This window comes from Microbacterium sp. APC 3901 (genome assembly GCF_030407765.1).
Taxonomy (GTDB): Bacteria; Actinomycetota; Actinomycetes; order Actinomycetales; family Microbacteriaceae; genus Microbacterium.
Map to the genome: position 1 here is coordinate 34,694 of NZ_JASDCU010000014.1, position 18,625 is coordinate 53,318.

The window sequence follows — 18,625 nt, forward strand, 5'->3', positions numbered from 1 at the left end:
AATGTTCTCTCGGCCCGAATCGACCAATGCGATCGACAGCTCAGATCTGGTGATCGACCGCATCGGGCACAGCGGCCCGACCCGCGCCATCGACGGGGTCAGCTTCGCGCTCGCGCCGGGTGACCTCATCTGCGTCGCCGGCCCGACCGGCTCGGGCAAGTCCACTCTGGTCGCCGCGTTGGCGGGTTCGACCGATCCGTCCGTCCGGGTGGTAGGCGGCAGCGCACAGGTCTGCGGGGTCGACATCCGCCGGCCGGGTCGCAAGCATCGCCTTCTGACCTACCGCACCGGTTTCGTGCCGCAGGGGGCCGGCGCCGATCTTCCTCCCCAGCTCACGGTCAGCGAGGTCATCGCCGAGCCGATCCTGATCCGCGAGAAGCGGGTCAACACCAAGGCACTGTCCATCCGGGTCGCGACGCTCCTCGATGAGCTGCACCTGCCCCTGGGGACGGCCTCGAAGTTTCCCTACGAGTTGAGCGCAGGCATGCGCCAGCGCGTCGCGATCGCGAGGTCGTTCGTGCTCGAGCCCCGCGTGCTCATCGCCGACGAGATCCTCGCCAACCTCGACCTCGAGGTCCGGCCCGTGGTGTTCGATGCGATCACCCGACGCCGCAAGGAGCAGGGCATGGGCGCGCTGCTGGTCACGAACGACGCCGATTTCATCCGCGAGCTGAACGCCGAGACGCTGATGCTGCGCGGTGGCCATGTGGTCGCGCGCGGCGTCGGCAAGGACCTGCTGTGGGCACCGAACGCCGAGGCCGATTCCGGGCACTGACAGAGTTCTCGACGACACGCCCGACCTGCGCCACGTGTCACGACCACGCTCTGTAGTTTGCTAGGATTGACGAGTTGCCCGCGCAGCGGAGCACATTCCTCGGTAGCTCAATTGGCAGAGCAGCCGGCTGTTAACCGGCAGGTTCTTGGTTCGAGTCCAAGCCGGGGAGCCAATGAAAAGCCCCTCTTCGGAGGGGCTTTTCCCTTGTGCTCATCACAGCTCTCGAAGCCGCCGCAGCGCATCATCCGCGCACCTGACGAGCATGTCCTCGACGCACACGAACGAGGCCCCGTCGACGGACGGGGCCTCGTTCTGCGAATCAGAGTCAGATCAGCGTGCAGCGCCCTTGAGCGAGCCCTCGACCTGGCCCGCAGGGTCGGAGATGACGCACTGCACGACACGGTCGTTCAGCTCATCCCAGGTCTGCTGAGTCGGGGTGATCGGGTAGACCTCGAGCGTGGAGGCGTCGTAGGCAACGCCGACGAAGCTCGTGTACGCCTCGCCGATGCACTCCTGTGTAGCGGTGTCGATGCTCTCTTCCGAGTACTCGCCATCGTCCATCGTGATCTCGTAGAACACTTCCTGGTCGTGCGGTTCAGCGCACGGCACGACGTCGATGTCCTCGAGGAGGCCGCTGGGAGCCTCCATCATGCAGTCTCCGAGCTTCAGCGAGAAGATGTCGATGTTCGCGCTCTCAGTGACCTGTCCGGTCTCCTCGTCGCGGTCTGCGTCTCCGGCGCCTCCGCCCAGGATGCCGTTCAGCGCGCTACAGCCGGTCAGTGCGACCGACAGCGCCAAGGCAGAACCTGCCAGCGCCAGTGCGCGTCGCGTGCGCATTCTCATCATTTCGTCCCCTCCAGAGCCTCTTGGTGAACGGGCATATCGATATCCCGCCTCAAGCACGCTATCCGGCACGGAGTCTGTGATGCAACTCAGAGAAGGCTTTGATTGGGCTGAAAGGTTAGGTCAACCTTCCAGGTCGTCGATACCCGGCACCCAGCTGGCGCCGGGCTTGCCCCATCCGCGCTTCTTGGCGATCTTCTGCACGGTCTTCCAGTCGCCGTCCGAGAGGCGATCGATGTACAGGATGCCGTCGAGGTGGTCGAACTCGTGCTGCATGATGCGTGCGCGCCACCCGTCGACCGCGATCTCGACGCGTGTGCCGTCGAGATCGGTGCCTGTGACGCGCACCCGCTCGGAGCGACGCAGCGGGAATCGCTCGCCGGGGAACGAGAGGCATCCTTCGGACTCGAGTTCGTCGTCGGGCTCGCCCGGCTCCAGCGGCACCATCCAGAGCTCAGGATTGATGATGACCCCGCGCCACGGCCGCTCTTCGTCGTCCACGTAGGCGTACGTGTAGATGCGCAGCGGCACGCCGACCTGAGGAGCGGCCAGGCCGACACCGGGTGCGGTGTCCATCGTCTCGAACATGTCGGCGACGAGCGTGCGGATGTCGTCGGTGATCTCTTCGACGACGGATGCGGGGGAGTGCAGGACGGGATCGCCCATGATGCGAATAGGAAGAACAGCCACGCCATAACCCTACTCGGCGCGGATCGCCGGGTAGGGTCGTACCGTGAGCATCTCCGTATGGATGATTGGGGCGGAAGACGTCACCGAGCAGCTGGTCGGTGTCTTCCAGAACCCGAAACTGCTCCTCGGCATCCCTCTCGCGCTCGCGGGCGCTGTCTTCATGTCGCTCGGTGCCCAGTATCAGCATCGCGGCGTCGAGAAGGTGGAGCGGCTCAGCGGATCCGACGGAGCCAGCGGTCTGAGCATGGGCCAGATGAAGGGCCTGTTCACTCGACCCTCCTGGATCGCCGGCACGCTCATGCTCGGTCTCGCGATCGTCTGTCAACTCGCCGCGCTCTCGCAAGCTCCGTTGATGGTGGTGCAGCCGCTCGGCGCGATCGCTCTCGTCATCACCACGCTGCTGAACGCTCGGATCTCCGGACATTCGCCGACCAGGAAGTCGATCATCGCGATCGGCTGCTGTGTGGGAGGCATCTTCCTCTTCGTCTTCTTCGCGGCGATCTACGCCACCGAGAAGCAGATCACCGACACCGAGCTGTTCACGATCCTGGCGATCCTGCTCGTCGTCATCATCGTGCTCGGCGCATGCTGGCTGGTGCTGCGTCAGCGCATGCGCGCTCTGTTCTACGTGATCGGAGCCGGAATCCTCTACGGTTTCGTCGCAACTCTCGCCAAGGCCGTGATCAGCCGCATCGGAGCCGGCGACTTCGACTGGATCACCCTGATATGCGTCATCGCGCTGATCGCGGCCGGCGCGGTCGGCGCCTACTTCGTGCAGACCGCGTACAGTTCCGGCCCCCCCGACCTCGTCATCGCCGGGCTCACTGTGGTCGACCCGATGATCGCCGTCCTCATCGGAATGGTCGTCCTCGGCGAGGCGGCAGCTGCACCGCCGTGGGTCCTGGTGATCTTCGCGGTCGCCGGAGCCGTTGCGATCTGGGGCGTCGTCAATCTCGCGCGCTACCACCCGCAGGTTCTGAGCGACAGCCAGGATCTCGGGATCCCACGCGGAAGTGACGAGAAGCCGAAGGACGCCGGGGCCTGACCAAGCGGTCTCAGTACGCCGGATCGATGAGATCGGGCGACACCTCTGAGGCGGCAGCCTCGTCGACGAAGAACACCGTGCGCTTACGACCCTTGGCACCGGCCGCAGGAACGTTCGTATAGCTCGCACCGGCGAGGGCGAGGCCGAGCGCCGACGCCTTGTCTGCGCCCGTGAGAACGAGCCAGACGCGCTTCGAGGCGTTGAGAACCGGGCGTGTCAGGGTGACTCGCTCGGGTGGCGGCTTGGGCGAGTCCCGCACCGGCAGCGCGGCGGCATCCGTCACCGTGACCTCAGGGCGATCGGGGAAGAGCGAGGCGATGTGGCCGTCAGGCCCCACGCCGAGGAAGCAGACGGCGAAGGACGGCCACGGATGGTCCTCGCTGCCGTAGCGAGCGAGCTCTGCCGCGTAGGCGACGGCCGCCTCGTCGAGGGTCAGACCCTCACCCGCGGCGGCGACCTCGTGCACGTTCTCGGCAGGAACGGGGATGTGATCGAGAAGAGCCTCGCGCGACTGCACCGCGTTGCGATCGGCGTCGTCACGAGCGACGAATCGCTCATCGCCCCACCAGAAGTGCACCAGCGACCAGTCGATCTGAGCCGACCGAGGGTCGTCGCGCGTCGCTCGCAGCACCGCGCCGCCCATCGAACCGCCCGTGAGGGCGATATGAGCGATGCGGCCGTTTCGCGTACGGGCACGCAGGCGCGTCAGGAACCGATCGGCCACGCTCGCGGCAAGTGACGCGGGCGTGGACTCGACCACGACCCGCTTCTCCGCGGATGCTGTCTGCGTCGACATCATTCTCCTGTCTCGGGCGGACCCAGCTTCTCCCAGCCCTCGGTGATCACTCGACCGTACAGGACGTCGGGGTCGAGGCGACGCAGCTCCTCGGCGAGGCACTCACGCAGCGTGCGGCGGGGGAGGTGCAGGTCGTGATCGGGCTGATCGGGCTGCGTCAGCACTGCCACGCCGGGGGTCGGGCGCTCGAGCAGGATGTCACCGGACGAGCGGTGAAGCCTCACAGACTTGATGCCCTCCTGCCAGTGCTCCGGGTCTTCGTACGACCACTTGACCGGAACATCGAGGGCCATCTGCAGCCATGCGGCGAGCAAGGCCGTCGACGGCGAGGCAGACCCTCCGCGTACCTCGACGGCGGTGACCTCTTCGAACGGGGGCTGGTCGAGCACTGCCGCCAGCTGTTCCCGCCAATGAGTGAGTCGCGTCCACGCGAGGTCCGTGTCTCCGGGAGCATGCGTCCCCCCGAGCTGCGCGAGGCGATCGCGCACGTCGGGTGCCGTCGCCGCATCCGTGATGCGTCGCTGCGCGATCTTGCCGAGCGGCGACGCGGCCGGCGAGGTCGGTGCCTCTTCGGGCCACCAGGCGACGACCGGTGCGTCGGGCAGAAGCAGCCCCGTGACCAGGCTCTCTTCGTTGCTTGCGGCGTCTCCGTAGGCGCGGAGGACGACCACCTCAGAGGCTCCGGCGTCGCCGCCGACGCGGATCTGCGCATCGAGTCTGGCGTCACCCTCGCCCGTGGTGAGCACGATGACGCGCATGGGGTGCTCGCGCGACGCGTCGTTGGCCGCGTCGATCGCTGCTTCGGCGACACCGTTGCGGGCCGAGATGATCAGCGTCAGCACACGGCCGAGCGCGACAGCGCCGCCGTCTTCGCGCACCTTGACGAGCTGCTTGGCGACCTGGCTGACGGTCGTGTCGGGAAGGTCGATGATCATGGGCGTCTCCAGACTCGTCCGTCACGGGCAAGGAGGTCATCGGCGGATGCCGGACCCCATGAACCGGGTGCGTACTGGTCGACCGGGCCGCCCTCGGCTGCCCAGTACTTCTCCACGGGATCGAGGATCTTCCAGGAGAGCTCGACCTCTTCATGCCGCGGGAACAGCGGCGGATCGCCCAGCAGGACATCGAGGATCAACCGCTCGTACGCCTCCGGGCTGGCCTCGGTGAACGCGTGGCCGTAGCCGAAGTCCATCGTGACGTCGCGCACGTTGGTTCCGTTGCCGGGCACCTTCGATCCGAAGCGGATCGTGACACCCTCATCGGGCTGCACGCGGATCACGAGCGCGTTCTGGCCGAGCTCCGATGTGTTCGAGCGGCCGAACAGGTGCTCCGGCGCCTTCTTGAAGACGACGGCGACCTCGGTCACGCGACGCCCCAGGCGTTTTCCGGTGCGCAGGTAGAACGGCACACCTGCCCAGCGACGGGTGTCGATCTCGAGCTTGATCGCGGCATAGGTCTCGGTGGCCGACTCAGGGTTCATGCCCTCCTCGTCGAGGAAGCCGGTGACCTGCTCGCCGCCCTGCCAACCGCCGGCGTACTGCCCGCGCGCGGTCGCGAGGGAGAGGTCGTCTGGCACGTGCACTGCGGCGAGCACCTTCTCCTTCTCGGCACGCAGATGCTCGGCGGACAGGCTGATCGGCTCCTCCATCGCGGTGAGCGCGAGGAGCTGCAGAAGGTGGTTCTGAATGACGTCGCGCGCGGCGCCGACGCCGTCGTAGTAGCCGGCACGGCCCCCGACGCCGATGTCCTCGGCCATCGTGATCTGCACGTGATCGACGTAGTTGCGGTTCCAGATCGGCTCGTACAGCTCGTTCGCGAAGCGCAGGGCCAGGATGTTCTGCACTGTCTCCTTGCCGAGGTAGTGATCGATGCGGAAGATCGAGTCGGCCGAGAACGCCACCTCGAGGGCGGCGTTGAGCTCGCGCGCGGATTCGAGATCGTGTCCGAAGGGCTTCTCGATCACGACACGGCGCCAGCGCTCATCGTCATCGTCGTTCGCTCCGACCAGCCCCGAGTCCTTCAGCTGCTTCGCGACGAGCGGGAAGTCCTTCGGCGGGATCGACAGGTAGAACGCGTGATTGCCCATCGTGCCGCGTTCGACGTCGAGCTGGTCGACGGTCTCACGGAGCTTGCGGAACGACTCCGGGTTGTCGAACTCGCCCGAGACGAATCGGATGCCCTGGAGGAGCTGCGCCCAGGTCTCCTCGCGGAACGGCGTGCGAGCGTGCTGCTTGACCGCGTCGTACACGACCTGCGCGAAGTCCTGGTCCTCCCAATCGCGTCGAGCGAAGCCGACGAGGGCGAATCCGGGTGGCAGGAGCCCGCGGTTGGCGAGGTCGTAGACAGCGGGCATGAGCTTCTTGCGTGACAGGTCTCCGGTCACACCGAAGATCACGAGAGCACTGGGCCCCGCGATCCGGTTGAGGCGGCGATCATCGGGGTCACGCAGCGGGTTGTGCCCGCGCGAGATGGGAACAGACATCAGTGGGGGATTCTCCTGGCTGTTACTTCTGTGCGGCTTCGAAGAGGGTGAGGACGTCAGCCGATGAATCGGTGATCGTCAGGGAGACGACCGGACGGCCGTGCTCGGCCAGGACGGCGGCATCGCCGGCCGCCTGCGCCTCGATGAGCTGGCCGAACGTGAACGGTCGCTCAGGGATCTCGAGATCGACGTCGGTGCGCTCCAGGATCTGCAGGAACACGCCCTGCGCAGGCCCGCCCTTGTGATACTGGCCGGTGGAGTGCAGGAACCGGGGTCCCCATCCGAACGTGGTCGGCCGACCGGAGTCTGCGGCGACGAGCTCGCGGAGACCCTGCAGCTGCGGGACGTCGAGCCGGTTGACGTAGGCCTGGATCGACACGTAGCCGTCTCCCGGCAGTGCGGCCCACAGCGCGTCGAGCACGCCCTCGACGGTTCCGGATGCCGCCAGAGCGGGGTCGGACACACGCACCTCGACGCCGTTCTCGACGAATGCGGGAGCGGTCGGCGCAGGTCGGGCATCGAGCAGACCTCGCGCAGCGACCTTGGCAGACTCGACGTCCGGCTGATCGAAGGGGTTGATGCCGAGCAGGTATCCGGCGATCGCGGTCGCGTACTCCCAGACGATGAGCTGTGCACCCAGCGAACCGCTGACGAGGATCTCGCCTTCGTGTCGCTCGCGCAGGTGGAACTCGTTGGCGTCGTCGACGAGCCGCACGATCTGCAGATCGGACGGCGTCGAGTCGAGCTCGGGCGATACGGGCAGCAGCACGACGGGCAGGATGCCGGTGCCGTCCTTGCCGGTGGACTCGGCGATGAGCTGCTCGATCCAGTCGGGCAGCCCGTTGATGTGCGTGCCGTCGGTGATCAGGCCCAGCTTGTCGCGGCGAGGCGACGTGGCGGAGATCGCCGCGGCCAGGCGCAGTGCGGGGTTGTCGGCGGAATCGATCGCGACCTCGAGGAGTGAGGCCTCTGCCTCGTCGAGCAGCTCATCGATGTCAGCGCCGGCGAGGCCGGTCGGCACGAGCCCGAACGCAGTGAGCGCCGAGTATCGTCCGCCGACGTTGGGGTCGGCGTTGAACACGCGGTAGCCGGCCTCGCGAGCAGAGACGTCGAGGGGCGAGCCCGGGTCGGTGACCACGATGATGCGCTCGAGCGGATCGATGCCCACGTCGCGGAACGCGGCTTCGAACGTGCGTCGCTGCGAGTCGGTCTCGACGGTCGAGCCCGACTTCGACGACACCACGAGCACTGTGCTCTGCAGGCCTTCGTCGAGCGCGGCGAGCACCTGTCCGGGAGCGGTGGAGTCGAGGATCGTCAGCGGAACGCCGGCGGTCTGCGCGATGACCTCGGGGGCGAGCGACGAGCCGCCCATGCCCGCGAGCACGACGCGCGTCACACCCTTCGCATGCAGATCGGCGCGCAGCGCGACGATCTCAGCGACCAGAGGGCGTGAGACGGATACCGCCTCGACCCAGCCGAGGCGGATCGACGCCTCGGACTCGGCTGCCGGGCCCCACAGGGCCGCGTCGCCACCGGTCACTCGCGAGGCGACGAGGTCGTGGACGAGAGCGGGAACCGTCTCGTCGATCGCGACCCGAGCCGCGCCAGAGGCGTGGATCGCGAAAGTCATCGCTGCGCCTCGAGGCCCTCGGCCACCTGCGTCAGCAGATCGTGCCACGAGTCGATGAACTTGGCGACGCCCTCGTCTTCGAGCACCTGCGTGACGTCGGTGAAGTCGATCCCGAGAGCGTCGAGGCCGGCGAACACCGCGCGAGCATCCTCGTAGCCGCCCGTGATGGTGTCCCCGGTGACGACGCCGTGGTCGAAGGTCGCCTCGAGCGTCTTCTCGGGCATCGTGTTGACGACGTCCTTCGCGACGAGCTCGGTGACGTAGAGGGTGTCCGGCAGCGCCGGGTCCTTGACGCCGGTCGACGCCCACAGCGGGCGCTGCGCGTTCGCACCGGCCGCGATGAGGTCCTGAGCGCGCTTCTCGGCGAACTTCTGCTCGAAGAGCTCGTAGGCGAGACGCGCGTTCGCGAGTCCGGCCTTGCTCTTGAGCGCTTCGGCCTCGTCGGTGCCGATCGCCGAGAGACGCTTGTCGGTCTCGGTGTCGACGCGCGAGACGAAGAACGACGCGACCGAGTGGATGCTCGACAGGTCGACGTCGGCGCTGTGCGCGCGCTCGAGTCCGGTCAGATATGCGTCGATGACCTCGGCGTAGCGCTCCAGGCTGAAGATCAGGGTCACGTTGACGCTGATGCCTGCGGCGATCGCCTCGGTGATCGCGGGCAGGCCGGCCTTCGTCGCGGGGATCTTGACGAGCAGGTTCGGTCGGTCGACCTTGGCCCACAGCTTCTTGGCCTGGTCGACGGTGCCCTCGGTGTCGTGCGCGAGGTCGGGGGAGACCTCGATCGACACGCGGCCGTCGACGTGGCCCGACTTCTCCCATACGGGGCGGAAGATGTCGAGAGCGGCGGCGACGTCCTGCGTGGTCGCGGCGAAGACGGCCTCTTCGGCCGTGGCGCCCGATGCGGCGAGTTCGGTGACCTGCGCGTCGTACGACGTGTTGTTCTTGTCGGTGATCGCGTTGGCGAAGATCGTCGGGTTGGTCGTGACGCCGACGACGTTGCGGGTCTCGATCAGCTCGGCGAGGTTGCCGGAGGAGATGCGGGTGCGTGACAGGTCGTCGAGCCAGATGCTGACACCGGCTGCGGCGAGGTCTGCGGTGGGGGTGCTCATGCGTTCTCCTTGATGGTCTCGCGTGCGGCCGCGATGACGGCCTCGGTGGTGATGCCGAACTTCTGGAACAGGGTCTTGTAGTCGGCGGAGGCGCCGAAGTGGTCGATGCCGACCGAACGGCCGCGGTCGCCCACGATGCCGCGCCAGCTGAGCACCGAACCGGCCTCGACCGAGACGCGGGCGGTGACGGCCTGGGGAAGGACCGACTCGCGGTAGGCCTCGTCCTGCTCGTCGAACCACTCGAGCGACGGAGCGGAGACGACGCGCACGTTCACGCCTTCTTCCGCGAGGGCTGCGCGTGCGTCGACCGCGAGCTGCACCTCGGAACCGGTCGCGATGATGATCACATCCGGCGTGCCGTTCGGAGCCTCGGCGAGCACGTACGCGCCCTTCGCGACGCCGTCGGTCGAGGCGAAGACATCGCCCTCAGCCGAGCCCTGTCCGCGCTCGAACACCGGGATGTTCTGACGCGTCAGGGCGATACCGGCGGGACCCTCGTGACGGCGGAGGATCTCGAGCCAGGCGGCCGAGGTCTCGTTGGCGTCAGCGGGGCGCACCAGGGTGAAGTTCGGGATGGCGCGCAATGTGGCGATCTGCTCGACCGGCTGATGGGTCGGACCGTCTTCGCCGAGGGCCACCGAGTCGTGCGTCCAGACGAAGATGCTGGGCACGTTCATCAGCGCGGCCAGACGCACCGGCGGGCGCATGTAGTCGCTGAAGATGAGGAACGTGCCGCCGAAGGCACGAGTCGGCCCGTGCAGCACGATGCCGTTGATGATCGCGCCCATGGCGTGCTCGCGGATGCCGAAGTGCAGCACACGGCCGTAGGGGTCACCCGACCACTCGTGGGTCGACCACTCTGCGGGGATGAAGGACTTCGAATCCTTGATCGTGGTGAGGTTCGATTCGGCGAGGTCGGCGGATCCGCCCCAGAGCTCGGGAAGCTCGGCAGCGAGAGCGTTGATGACCTGGCCGGACGCCGCACGGGTCGATACATCCTTTCCGCTCTCGAAGACGGGGAGAGCGGAGGTGATGTCCGCGGGCAGTTCCTGGGCCTCGAGGCGATCGAGGAGGGCCTTGCGCTCGGGGTTGGCCGCGGCCCATGCGTCGAACGACTCCTGCCACGCGGAACGCGCCTCGGCGGCGCGCTCGGCGAGACCACGGGTGTGGGCGATCACATCGTCGGCGATCGCGAAGTGCTCGTCGGCGTCGAATCCGAGGACCTTCTTGGTCGCGGCGAGCTCGTCGCCGCCCAGGGCGGATCCGTGGATCTTGCCGGAGTTCTGCTTGCCGGGCGACGGCCAGCCGATGATCGTCTTCAGGATGATGAGCGACGGCTTCGAGGTCTCGCCCTGGGCGGCCTCGATCGCGGCGTGCAGCTCGGCGACGTCTTCGACGTACTCGCCCGTCTTCTTCCAGTCGACGGTCTGCACCTGCCAGCCATAGGCCTCGTAGCGCTTCGCGACGTCTTCGGTGAAGGCGACGTTGGTGTCGTCCTCGATGGAGATCTGGTTGGAGTCGTAGATCGCGATGAGGTTGCCGAGCTCCTGGTGGCCGGCGAGCGAGGAGGCCTCGCTGGTCACGCCCTCCTGGAGGTCGCCGTCGCCCGCGATCACGTAGACGAAGTGGTCGAACGGGCTGGTGCCGGCCTCTGCCTCGGGGTCGAAGAGACCGCGCTCGTAGCGAGCGGCGTAGGCGAAGCCCACCGCGGAGGCGAGTCCCTGGCCGAGCGGGCCGGTGGTGATCTCGACGCCCTTGGTGTGGCCGTACTCAGGGTGGCCGGGGGTGAGCGAGCCCCAGGTGCGGAGCGCCTTGAGATCGTCGAGCTCGAGGCCGAAGCCGCCCAGGTACAGCTGCACGTACTGGGTGAGCGAGGAGTGTCCGACCGAGAGGATGAAACGGTCGCGACCGAGCCAGTCGGTGTCGGTCGGGTCGTGACGCAGCACCCGCTGGTAGAGGAGATACGCGGCCGGAGCCAGGCTCATCGCGGTGCCGGGGTGGCCGTTGCCGACCTTCTCCACGGCATCCGCAGCCAGTAGACGCGCGGTGTCCACCGCGCGTCGGTCGATCTCATCCCACTGCAATTCCGACACTGTGAAGCCCTTCTGCAACTGTTCGAGAGCGCCCGAATTGCACGATCGCAGTCCGCAACGCAGAGGAAGGGTTTGTGATGTGCGCTGGGCGCGCGAGTCATTTCAGCATAGCGCCGAGGTCTGACCCATTACCCCCCTTTACAACGCTCCACGCTTCCAGTAATTCCATGGATCTCTCGCGGATTCCGCACCTCGGTGGGACCGCGGATCATCGTTCGTGGAACGCGATTCCGTGACGCCCGGGCGAGGCGTATGCAGGTCATGAAAGCGGGCTCAAGACCCGAGCGCGGGCGAGCCGCTCGCCTCGCGTGCCCTAGACTGGGAAACGCTGTCGTGACGCGTGTGGAGGAGGCGATCGAGATCTCGACGATGTCTGATCAGACCGTTGTGAAGAAGTCCATCGGTCGCACCGTGAAGGCGTATGTCGCCCTCACCAAACCGCGCGTCCTCGAACTGCTGCTGGTGTCGACCGTCCCGGTGATGTTCCTCGCACAGGGCGGTCTGCCCGACCTGTGGCTGGTGCTGGCCACCGTGATCGGAGGATCGTTGAGCGCGGGCTCCGCCGCGGCATTCAACATGTATCTCGACCGCGATATCGACGCGCACATGCATCGCACCGAGAACCGTCCGCTCGTGACAGGTGAGATCACCCCGAGGGGCGCTCTGATCTTCTCGTGGACCCTGGCCGTGGTCTCGACCGTATGGCTGTGGTTCACGACGAACTGGCTGGCGGCGACCCTGTCGGCCACCGCGATCTTCTTCTACGTCGTGATCTACACGATGATCCTCAAGCGTCGTACCGAACAGAACATCATCTGGGGCGGCATCGCCGGATGCTTCCCCGTGCTCATCGGCTGGGCCGCGGTCACAGAGTCGCTCGACTGGCCGGCGTTCATCCTCTTCGCGCTCATCTTCCTGTGGACGCCGCCCCACTACTGGCCGCTGTCGATGAAGTACAAGGACGACTACGAAGACGTCGACGTGCCCATGCTCGGTGTCACCCGCAACGCCTCGCAGGTCGGACTCCAGGTCATTCTGTATGCCTGGGCCACCGTCGCCTGCTCGCTGCTGCTGATCCCGATCGCGAACATGGGCCTCGTCTACGGCGTCTCCGCCGCCGTGTTCGGCGGCTGGTTCATCTACGAGTCGCACCGTCTGTACAACCAGGCGGTGCGAGGTAACGAGGCGCGGCCGATGCGAGTCTTCCACGCCTCGATCACCTACTTGACGCTGATCTTCGTGGCCGTCGCGGTCGACCCGCTGCTGCCGTTCTGAGCCTCGTCGTCTTCAGCGATCTGCTCGGCCTGCACGTCGGTCGCGTCGTTCTCGACCGTCGTGGACTCATTGTGATCGACGGTGTCTGATCCGGCGTTCCATTCGATCGGCTCGACGACCACGGGGGCGGGGGAGGGCAGAAGCGCCTGCACCGCGCTCAGCGCCACCGCGACGAGGATTCCGATGACGCCTGCGCCCAGCAGTGCGGCGCCGACGACGACGAGTGACTGCCCGACGTAGACCTCGATGCCGGTGGCGGTGCCGTCGAGCAGAGTGCTCGTCATGGTGCCGATCTGACCGGCGATGAGCCACCCGCCGACGCCCGCGGAGGCGAGCGAGAGCACGAGGAGGAGCCAGAAGCCGATGCTGCGTGTCAGTGACTTGTTCATGTCGGCCACGTTGCACGACGAACTGATGAGCCTCTGATGCCGCAGCTATGCGTTCACTGTGCCGAGGCTCCGGAGCGCGCCGACCGATCGGCGTCCTCCGTCACTCCTGGGGCGCGACCGGCTTCTTGAGGTGCAGCACGACGACCGTGTACGCCGCGGCCGAGAGCGACGCGAGCACCATGTGGATGCCGACGAGCAGGGGCGGGAGGCCCTCACGTGCCTGCCAGATGCCGACACCGACCTGCACGAGGATCGCGATCACGAGCACGAGCAGCCACTTGCGGGGCTCGAGGCGCAGCACCCACGCGGAGATCGTGAGCGTGGCGACGAGCGCGGCGAGGATGTATCCGGGCCAGGCGTGCACGTGTGCCAGCACGGTGGCGTCGAACCCGTGACGCAGCACGTCGGCATCACCCGAATGCGGGCCTGAACCGGTGGTGAGCACACCGAAGACGATCGTGACGGCGAGAGCCAGGCCGGTGACGTGGCTCAGGATCGCGAACCACTTCGGGACCGCGCGCTCCCTCGGGCCCGGCTGCCCGTGCAGACGCACCAGGAACGCCGCGGTGACGCACACCAGCAGGAGGGAGGACACGTAGTGGAACCCGACGATGAAGGGGTTCAGACCGGTGAGCACGGTGATGCCGCCGACGAGGGCCTGCGCGACCACTCCGAGCAGGACGATCCAGGCGAGGACGACGAGATCTCGTCGCTCGGTCGTCAACCGGACCGATCGCACCATCGCTGCGACCACGGCGATCAGCAGGGCGCCCATGGCGAACGGCGTCGCGGGAAGCGAGAACAGCGACACCATCACGAAGGTGATGACGGCCGCGACGATGCCGGCAGCCGCGAAACGCAGGGCGGAGAAGACCAGAAAACGGCCGCCGACGCGCGCCAGCACGAGCAGCAGCACGGCGAGAGCGATGATGCCGACGACACCCGTCATGACGCGGTTGCCGAACTCGATGATGCCGTGGATTCCCTGGTCGGCATAGATCGGCACGAGTGACTCGGGGGTGCAGAGCGGCCACTCCGAGCATCCGAGGCCGGATCCGGTGAGGCGTACTGCGCCTCCGGTGCCGATGATGATCGTCTGAGCCAGGAAAGACAGCCAGGCGAACACGCGGAGCGCTCGTCCCCAGAGGATCGCAGGCGTCGATGTCGGAGCGATCGCGGGGGAGGAGATCGTGGGCTGGGGCATAAGTCTTCTCCGAACCGCCCGGACACGGCGAGCGGCCCTGTCTTCAGGCGGAACCTGTAGAATCGGATTGTTGTGATGAGCGCTTACCGCGCTGAAGCATCACCAACAGTTTAGGCGCGATGGATGCGCCGGTGATGAGGGCCCACCAACGGCACCCGCTCCCGCAGACTCGACGGGGATCAGGTGTGTCGGGGCGGATGACACCGTTTTGGGACCTGTGAGGAGAGTGTGTGATGTCGGATGTACTGATCGACCGCCCGGAGCTTGACGGCCTGGGGGTGTACGAATTCGGATGGCATGACGAAGATGCTGCCGGGGCGATCGCCAAGCGTGGAATCTCCGAAGAGGTGGTACGCGGGATCTCGGCGCTCAAGCACGAACCCGAATGGATGCTGAAGACCCGTCTCAAGGGTTACCAGCTCTTCGGACGCAAGCCGATGCCGACGTGGGGTGCAGACCTCAGCGAGATCGACTTCGACAACATCAAATACTTCGTGCGCTCCACGGAGAAGCAGGCTCAGTCCTGGGAAGACCTCCCCGCGGAGATCCGCGAGACCTACGAACGCCTCGGCATCCCCGAGGCGGAGCGCCAGCGCCTCGTCGCGGGTGTCGCCGCTCAGTACGAGTCCGAGGTCGTCTACCACCAGATCCGCGAGGACCTGGAGGAGCAGGGCGTCATCTTCATGGACACCGACACCGCCCTGCGTGAGCACCCCGAGTTCTTCGAGGAGTACTTCGGCTCGGTGATCCCGGCGGGCGACAACAAGTTCGCCGCGCTGAACACCGCCGTCTGGTCCGGCGGCTCGTTCGTCTACGTCCCCAAGGGCGTGCACGTCGAGATCCCGCTGCAGGCCTACTTCCGCATCAACACCGAGAACATGGGCCAGTTCGAGCGGACCCTGATCATCGCCGATGAAGACAGCTACGTCCACTACATCGAGGGCTGCACGGCTCCGATCTACAAGTCGGACTCGCTGCACTCGGCCGTGGTCGAGATCATCGTGAAGAAGAACGCCCGCGTTCGGTACACGACGATCCAGAACTGGTCGAACAACGTCTACAACCTCGTCACCAAGCGTGCGGTCGCGCACGAGGGCGCGACGATGGAGTGGGTCGACGGCAACATCGGCTCCAAGGTGACGATGAAGTACCCGTCGATCTACCTGATGGGCGAGCATGCCAAGGGTGAGACGCTCTCGGTCGCCTTCGCGGGCCCCGGCCAGCACCAGGACGCCGGCGCGAAGATGATCCACATGGCGCCGTACACCCAGTCGTCGATCGTCTCGAAGTCGATCGCCCGTGGTGGTGGTCGTGCCGGGTACCGCGGTGAGGTCCGGGTGGACGCCAATGCGCACCACTCGGCGAACACCGTGCGCTGCGACGCTCTTCTGGTCGACACGAAGTCGCGCTCCGACACATATCCGGCGATCGACATCCGCGTCGACGACGTGCAGCTCGGCCACGAGGCGACTGTCTCGAAGGTCAGCGAGGAGCAGCTCTTCTACCTGCAGTCTCGCGGCATGCCCGAGGACGAGGCGATGGCGATGATCGTGCGCGGCTTCATCGAGCCGATCGCGCGGGAACTGCCCATGGAGTACGCGATGGAACTGAACAAGCTCATCGAAATGGGCATGGAAGGATCGGTCGGCTAAATGGCGGCCTCGACGACAGCGCCCAGCGAGGCGCAGCACACGAACGCGCACATCGACCCCGCAGCACAGGTCTCGGAAGCCGGATTCGTCCCGGTGCAGACCCGCTCGGAGCGCCCCCACTCGTTCGACCCCGACGACTTCGGTGCTCCCACCGGGCGCGAGGTCAACTGGAAGCACACCCCGGTCGCCAAGCTCTCGCCTCTCTTCGAGGTCGCCGGCTCGGGCGACGGCGTGAGCTACTCGTTCGGCTCGGGAGAGCAGTACGTGTCGGCGCCGCTGGCCGCGGGCGATGCGCCGCGCGGAGAGGTCTTCCTCGCGGAGGACATCACCGCCGCGATCGCATGGCAGGGCGCGTCTGAGGCGCTGCACATCCGCATCCCACGTGAAGAAGAGGTCTCTGAGCCCGTCTTCATCGCGATCGACGGACTCGGCGCAGAACGTCGCGCCGACGCGCACATCGTGATCGAGGCGCTCGAGCACAGCTCCGCCACCGTCGTGCTCCAGCACACGGGCGCTGCGCAGTATTCGCAGAACGTCGAGATCATCGTGCGCGACGGAGCGAAGCTCACCGTGATCAGCCTGCAGCAGTGGCAGGACGAGGCCGTGCACACGTCTGCGCACCAGGCCAGGGTCGACGCGGATGCCACGCTCAAGCACTTCGTCATCAGCTTCGGCGGCGGCGTCGTACGTGTGAACCCCAGCGTGGAGCTCGCCGGCGCAGGCTCGGAGGGCTACCTCTACGGCCTGTCCTACGCGGACGCGGGGCAGCACCTCGAGAGCCAGGTCTTCCTGCACCACAAGGGGCCCCACACCAAGGGCGACGTGCTCTACAAGGGTGCTCTCCAGGGCCAGGGCGCGCACAGCGTCTGGATCGGCGACGTGCTGATCGGCGCCGACGCGAACGGCACCGATTCGTACGAGGCCAACCGCAACCTGGTGCTCACCGAAGGCGCTCGCGCCGACTCGATCCCGAATCTCGAGATCGAGACCGGCGACATCCTCGGAGCGGGCCACGCCAGCGCCACCGGTCGTTTCGACGACGAGCAGCTGTTCTACCTGCAGGCCCGAGGCATCAGCGAAGAGGAAGCCCGCCGTCTCGTCGTGCTCGGATTCCTCACCGACATCGTCCAGCGTCTGGGGATCCCCGCGCTGGAGGCCGAGCTTCTCGCCGCGATCGAGACGGAGCTCGCCGAGGTGAACGCATGACCGCGGAGCGTGTCTGCGGTGTGGCCGAACTCGAGCAGGACATGCCACTGCGTGTCGAGCCGAACGGCGTGCCGATCACCGTCATCAAGGATTCCGAAGGCGTGATCCACGCCATCGGAGACACCTGCACCCACGGTGACATCTCCCTCTCCGAGGGCTTCGTCGAAGGAGAGACGGTGGAATGCTGGGCCCACGGCTCCGCATTCTCGCTGCTCACCGGCAAGCCCCAGAACCTCCCCGCTTATGAGCCCGTTCCGGTCTACGTCGTCGAGATCGACGGCGACGACGTGCTCATCGACCCGACCGTGACGAAGGAAGTCTGAATGTCTGTTCTCGAAATCCGCGACCTCTACGTGACGGTCGAGACCGAGGCGGGAATCACCCCGATCCTCAACGGAATCACCCTCACGATGAACACGGGTGAGACGCACGCGATCATGGGCCCCAACGGCTCCGGCAAGTCGACGCTCGCCTACACGATCGCCGGTCACCCGAAGTACACGGTGGCGTCCGGCTCGATCACGTTCGACGGTCAGGACGTCCTCGCGATGAGCGTCGACGAGCGTGCTCGTGCGGGTCTCTTCCTCGCCATGCAGTACCCGGTCGAGATCCCCGGTGTGACGGTGACGAACTTCCTGCGCACGGCCAAGACCGCGATCGACGGCGAGGCGCCGGCGATCCGTGGGTGGACCAAGGACGTCAAGACGGCCATGTCCAACCTGCGCATGGACCCGAAGTTCGCTCAGCGCAACGTCAACGAGGGCTTCTCCGGCGGCGAGAAGAAGCGCCACGAGATCCTTCAGCTCGAGGTGCTCAAGCCCAAGTTCGCCGTCCTCGACGAGACTGACTCCGGTCTCGACGTCGACGCACTGAAGATCGTCTCCGAGGGCGTCAACCGCGCCAAGGAGTCGACGGGCCTCGGCGTGCTGCTCATCACGCACTACACCCGCATCCTCCGCTACATCCGCCCCGACTTCGTGCACGTGATCGTCGCGGGCAAGATCGTCGAAGAGGGTGGCCCGGAGCTCGCCGACCGGCTCGAGGACGAGGGATACGACCGTTTCCTCGACCCCGCAGCCCCCATCGAGGCGTAGGCTGATTCGCATGACAGCCACCCTCACCGACGAGAAGTACGACGAGGTCACCGAGGCTCTCAAAGACGTCATGGACCCGGAGCTCGGGATCAACGTCGTCGACCTCGGTCTCATCTACGATCTCGCATGGGATGACGAGAACGATGCTCTCGTCATCCACATGACGCTCACCAGCGCAGGCTGCCCGCTGACCGACGTTCTCGAAGACCAGACCGCGCAGGCTCTGGACAGCGTCGTCGATCGCTTCCGCATCAACTGGGTGTGGATGCCGCCGTGGGGTCCGGAGAAGATCACGGACGACGGGCGCGACATGATGCGCGCTCTCGGCTTCGCCATCTGAGA

General features: G+C 66.5%; 18 protein-coding genes and 1 tRNA gene. 9 read left to right on the top strand and 10 right to left on the bottom strand.

What is annotated here, in order from left to right; all coding sequences use genetic code 11:
* Position 1: 1 nt before the first annotated feature.
* The gene (locus QMA07_RS13490; protein ID WP_290162689.1) at positions 2–775 is read left to right on the top strand and encodes an ATP-binding cassette domain-containing protein; all 774 of its coding nucleotides are present in this window, start codon (positions 2–4) and stop codon (positions 773–775) included.
* 96 nt (positions 776–871) lie between these two features.
* Positions 872–947: transfer RNA gene (locus QMA07_RS13495), tRNA-Asn, on the top strand.
* Between the two features lie 158 nt (positions 948–1,105).
* On the opposite strand, the gene QMA07_RS13500 is transcribed toward QMA07_RS13495, so the two are convergent.
* Both QMA07_RS13500 and def read right to left on the bottom strand, forming a co-directional pair.
* Positions 1,106–1,612 (bottom strand): septum formation family protein, encoded by a 507-nt coding sequence (locus tag QMA07_RS13500; protein WP_290162692.1) that lies wholly within the window; start codon positions 1,610–1,612, stop codon positions 1,106–1,108.
* A gap of 129 nt (positions 1,613–1,741) precedes the next feature.
* On the bottom strand, positions 1,742–2,308 hold the full coding sequence (gene def, locus QMA07_RS13505) for a peptide deformylase (protein ID WP_290162693.1): 567 nt from the start codon (positions 2,306–2,308) through the stop codon (positions 1,742–1,744).
* 61 nt (positions 2,309–2,369) lie between these two features.
* Between def and QMA07_RS13510 the strand changes: the two genes are divergently transcribed.
* Positions 2,370–3,353: a DMT family transporter gene (locus tag QMA07_RS13510; protein ID WP_290162837.1), complete on the top strand. Its 984-nt coding sequence runs from the start codon at positions 2,370–2,372 to the stop codon at positions 3,351–3,353.
* A 10-nt stretch (positions 3,354–3,363) separates the two neighbouring features.
* On the opposite strand, the gene pgl is transcribed toward QMA07_RS13510, so the two are convergent.
* Genes pgl through tkt form a run of 6 tightly spaced genes read right to left on the bottom strand, consistent with a single transcriptional unit; the run spans position 3,364 to position 11,463 of the window.
* Complete coding sequence (gene pgl, locus QMA07_RS13515; protein WP_290162695.1) at positions 3,364–4,149, bottom strand: 6-phosphogluconolactonase; 786 nt, start codon at positions 4,147–4,149, stop codon at positions 3,364–3,366.
* Positions 4,149–5,084: a glucose-6-phosphate dehydrogenase assembly protein OpcA gene (locus QMA07_RS13520; protein ID WP_290162697.1), complete on the bottom strand. Its 936-nt coding sequence runs from the start codon at positions 5,082–5,084 to the stop codon at positions 4,149–4,151. The genes pgl and QMA07_RS13520 overlap by 1 nt, the downstream gene beginning before the upstream one ends.
* A complete protein-coding gene (gene zwf / locus QMA07_RS13525; protein ID WP_140037299.1) occupies positions 5,081–6,631 on the bottom strand; it encodes a glucose-6-phosphate dehydrogenase in 1,551 nt (516 codons plus the stop codon). The genes QMA07_RS13520 and zwf overlap by 4 nt, the downstream gene beginning before the upstream one ends.
* Positions 6,632–6,653: 22 nt before the next feature.
* Positions 6,654–8,261 (bottom strand): glucose-6-phosphate isomerase, encoded by a 1,608-nt coding sequence (locus QMA07_RS13530; RefSeq protein WP_290162700.1) that lies wholly within the window; start codon positions 8,259–8,261, stop codon positions 6,654–6,656.
* Entirely contained in the window at positions 8,258–9,370 is a 1,113-nt protein-coding gene (gene tal / locus QMA07_RS13535; RefSeq protein WP_290162702.1) for a transaldolase, read from the bottom strand. The genes QMA07_RS13530 and tal overlap by 4 nt, the downstream gene beginning before the upstream one ends.
* Complete coding sequence (gene tkt / locus QMA07_RS13540) at positions 9,367–11,463, bottom strand: transketolase (protein ID WP_290162704.1); 2,097 nt, start codon at positions 11,461–11,463, stop codon at positions 9,367–9,369. Before tkt ends, tal begins: the two co-directional genes overlap by 4 nt.
* Positions 11,464–11,832: 369 nt before the next feature.
* On the opposite strand from tkt, the gene QMA07_RS13545 reads away from it, so the two are divergent.
* A complete protein-coding gene (locus tag QMA07_RS13545) occupies positions 11,833–12,738 on the top strand; it encodes a heme o synthase (protein ID WP_290162839.1) in 906 nt (301 codons plus the stop codon).
* On the opposite strand, the gene QMA07_RS13550 is transcribed toward QMA07_RS13545, so the two are convergent.
* Both QMA07_RS13550 and QMA07_RS13555 read right to left on the bottom strand, forming a co-directional pair.
* Entirely contained in the window at positions 12,684–13,127 is a 444-nt protein-coding gene (locus QMA07_RS13550) for a hypothetical protein (protein ID WP_290162706.1), read from the bottom strand. The genes QMA07_RS13545 and QMA07_RS13550 overlap by 55 nt on opposite strands.
* Positions 13,128–13,227: 100 nt before the next feature.
* Complete coding sequence (locus tag QMA07_RS13555) at positions 13,228–14,331, bottom strand: COX15/CtaA family protein (protein WP_290162707.1); 1,104 nt, start codon at positions 14,329–14,331, stop codon at positions 13,228–13,230.
* A gap of 233 nt (positions 14,332–14,564) precedes the next feature.
* Here QMA07_RS13555 and sufB point away from each other — a divergent pair, with 233 nt between their 5' ends.
* Genes sufB through QMA07_RS13580 form a run of 5 tightly spaced genes read left to right on the top strand, consistent with a single transcriptional unit; the run spans position 14,565 to position 18,623 of the window.
* The gene (gene sufB, locus QMA07_RS13560) at positions 14,565–15,983 is read left to right on the top strand and encodes a Fe-S cluster assembly protein SufB (RefSeq protein ID WP_042537589.1); all 1,419 of its coding nucleotides are present in this window, start codon (positions 14,565–14,567) and stop codon (positions 15,981–15,983) included.
* Entirely contained in the window at positions 15,984–17,189 is a 1,206-nt protein-coding gene (gene sufD / locus QMA07_RS13565; RefSeq protein WP_290162710.1) for a Fe-S cluster assembly protein SufD, read from the top strand. It abuts the gene before it with no gap.
* Entirely contained in the window at positions 17,186–17,512 is a 327-nt protein-coding gene (locus tag QMA07_RS13570) for a non-heme iron oxygenase ferredoxin subunit (protein WP_042537584.1), read from the top strand. The genes sufD and QMA07_RS13570 overlap by 4 nt, the downstream gene beginning before the upstream one ends.
* Positions 17,513–18,283 carry a Fe-S cluster assembly ATPase SufC gene (sufC, locus tag QMA07_RS13575; RefSeq protein ID WP_140037293.1) on the top strand — a complete coding sequence of 257 codons (771 nt, stop codon included), beginning with the start codon at positions 17,513–17,515 and terminating at the stop codon, positions 18,281–18,283.
* Between the two features lie 10 nt (positions 18,284–18,293).
* Complete coding sequence (locus QMA07_RS13580; protein ID WP_042537580.1) at positions 18,294–18,623, top strand: metal-sulfur cluster assembly factor; 330 nt, start codon at positions 18,294–18,296, stop codon at positions 18,621–18,623.
* The last annotated feature ends 2 nt before the right edge of the window (positions 18,624–18,625 follow it).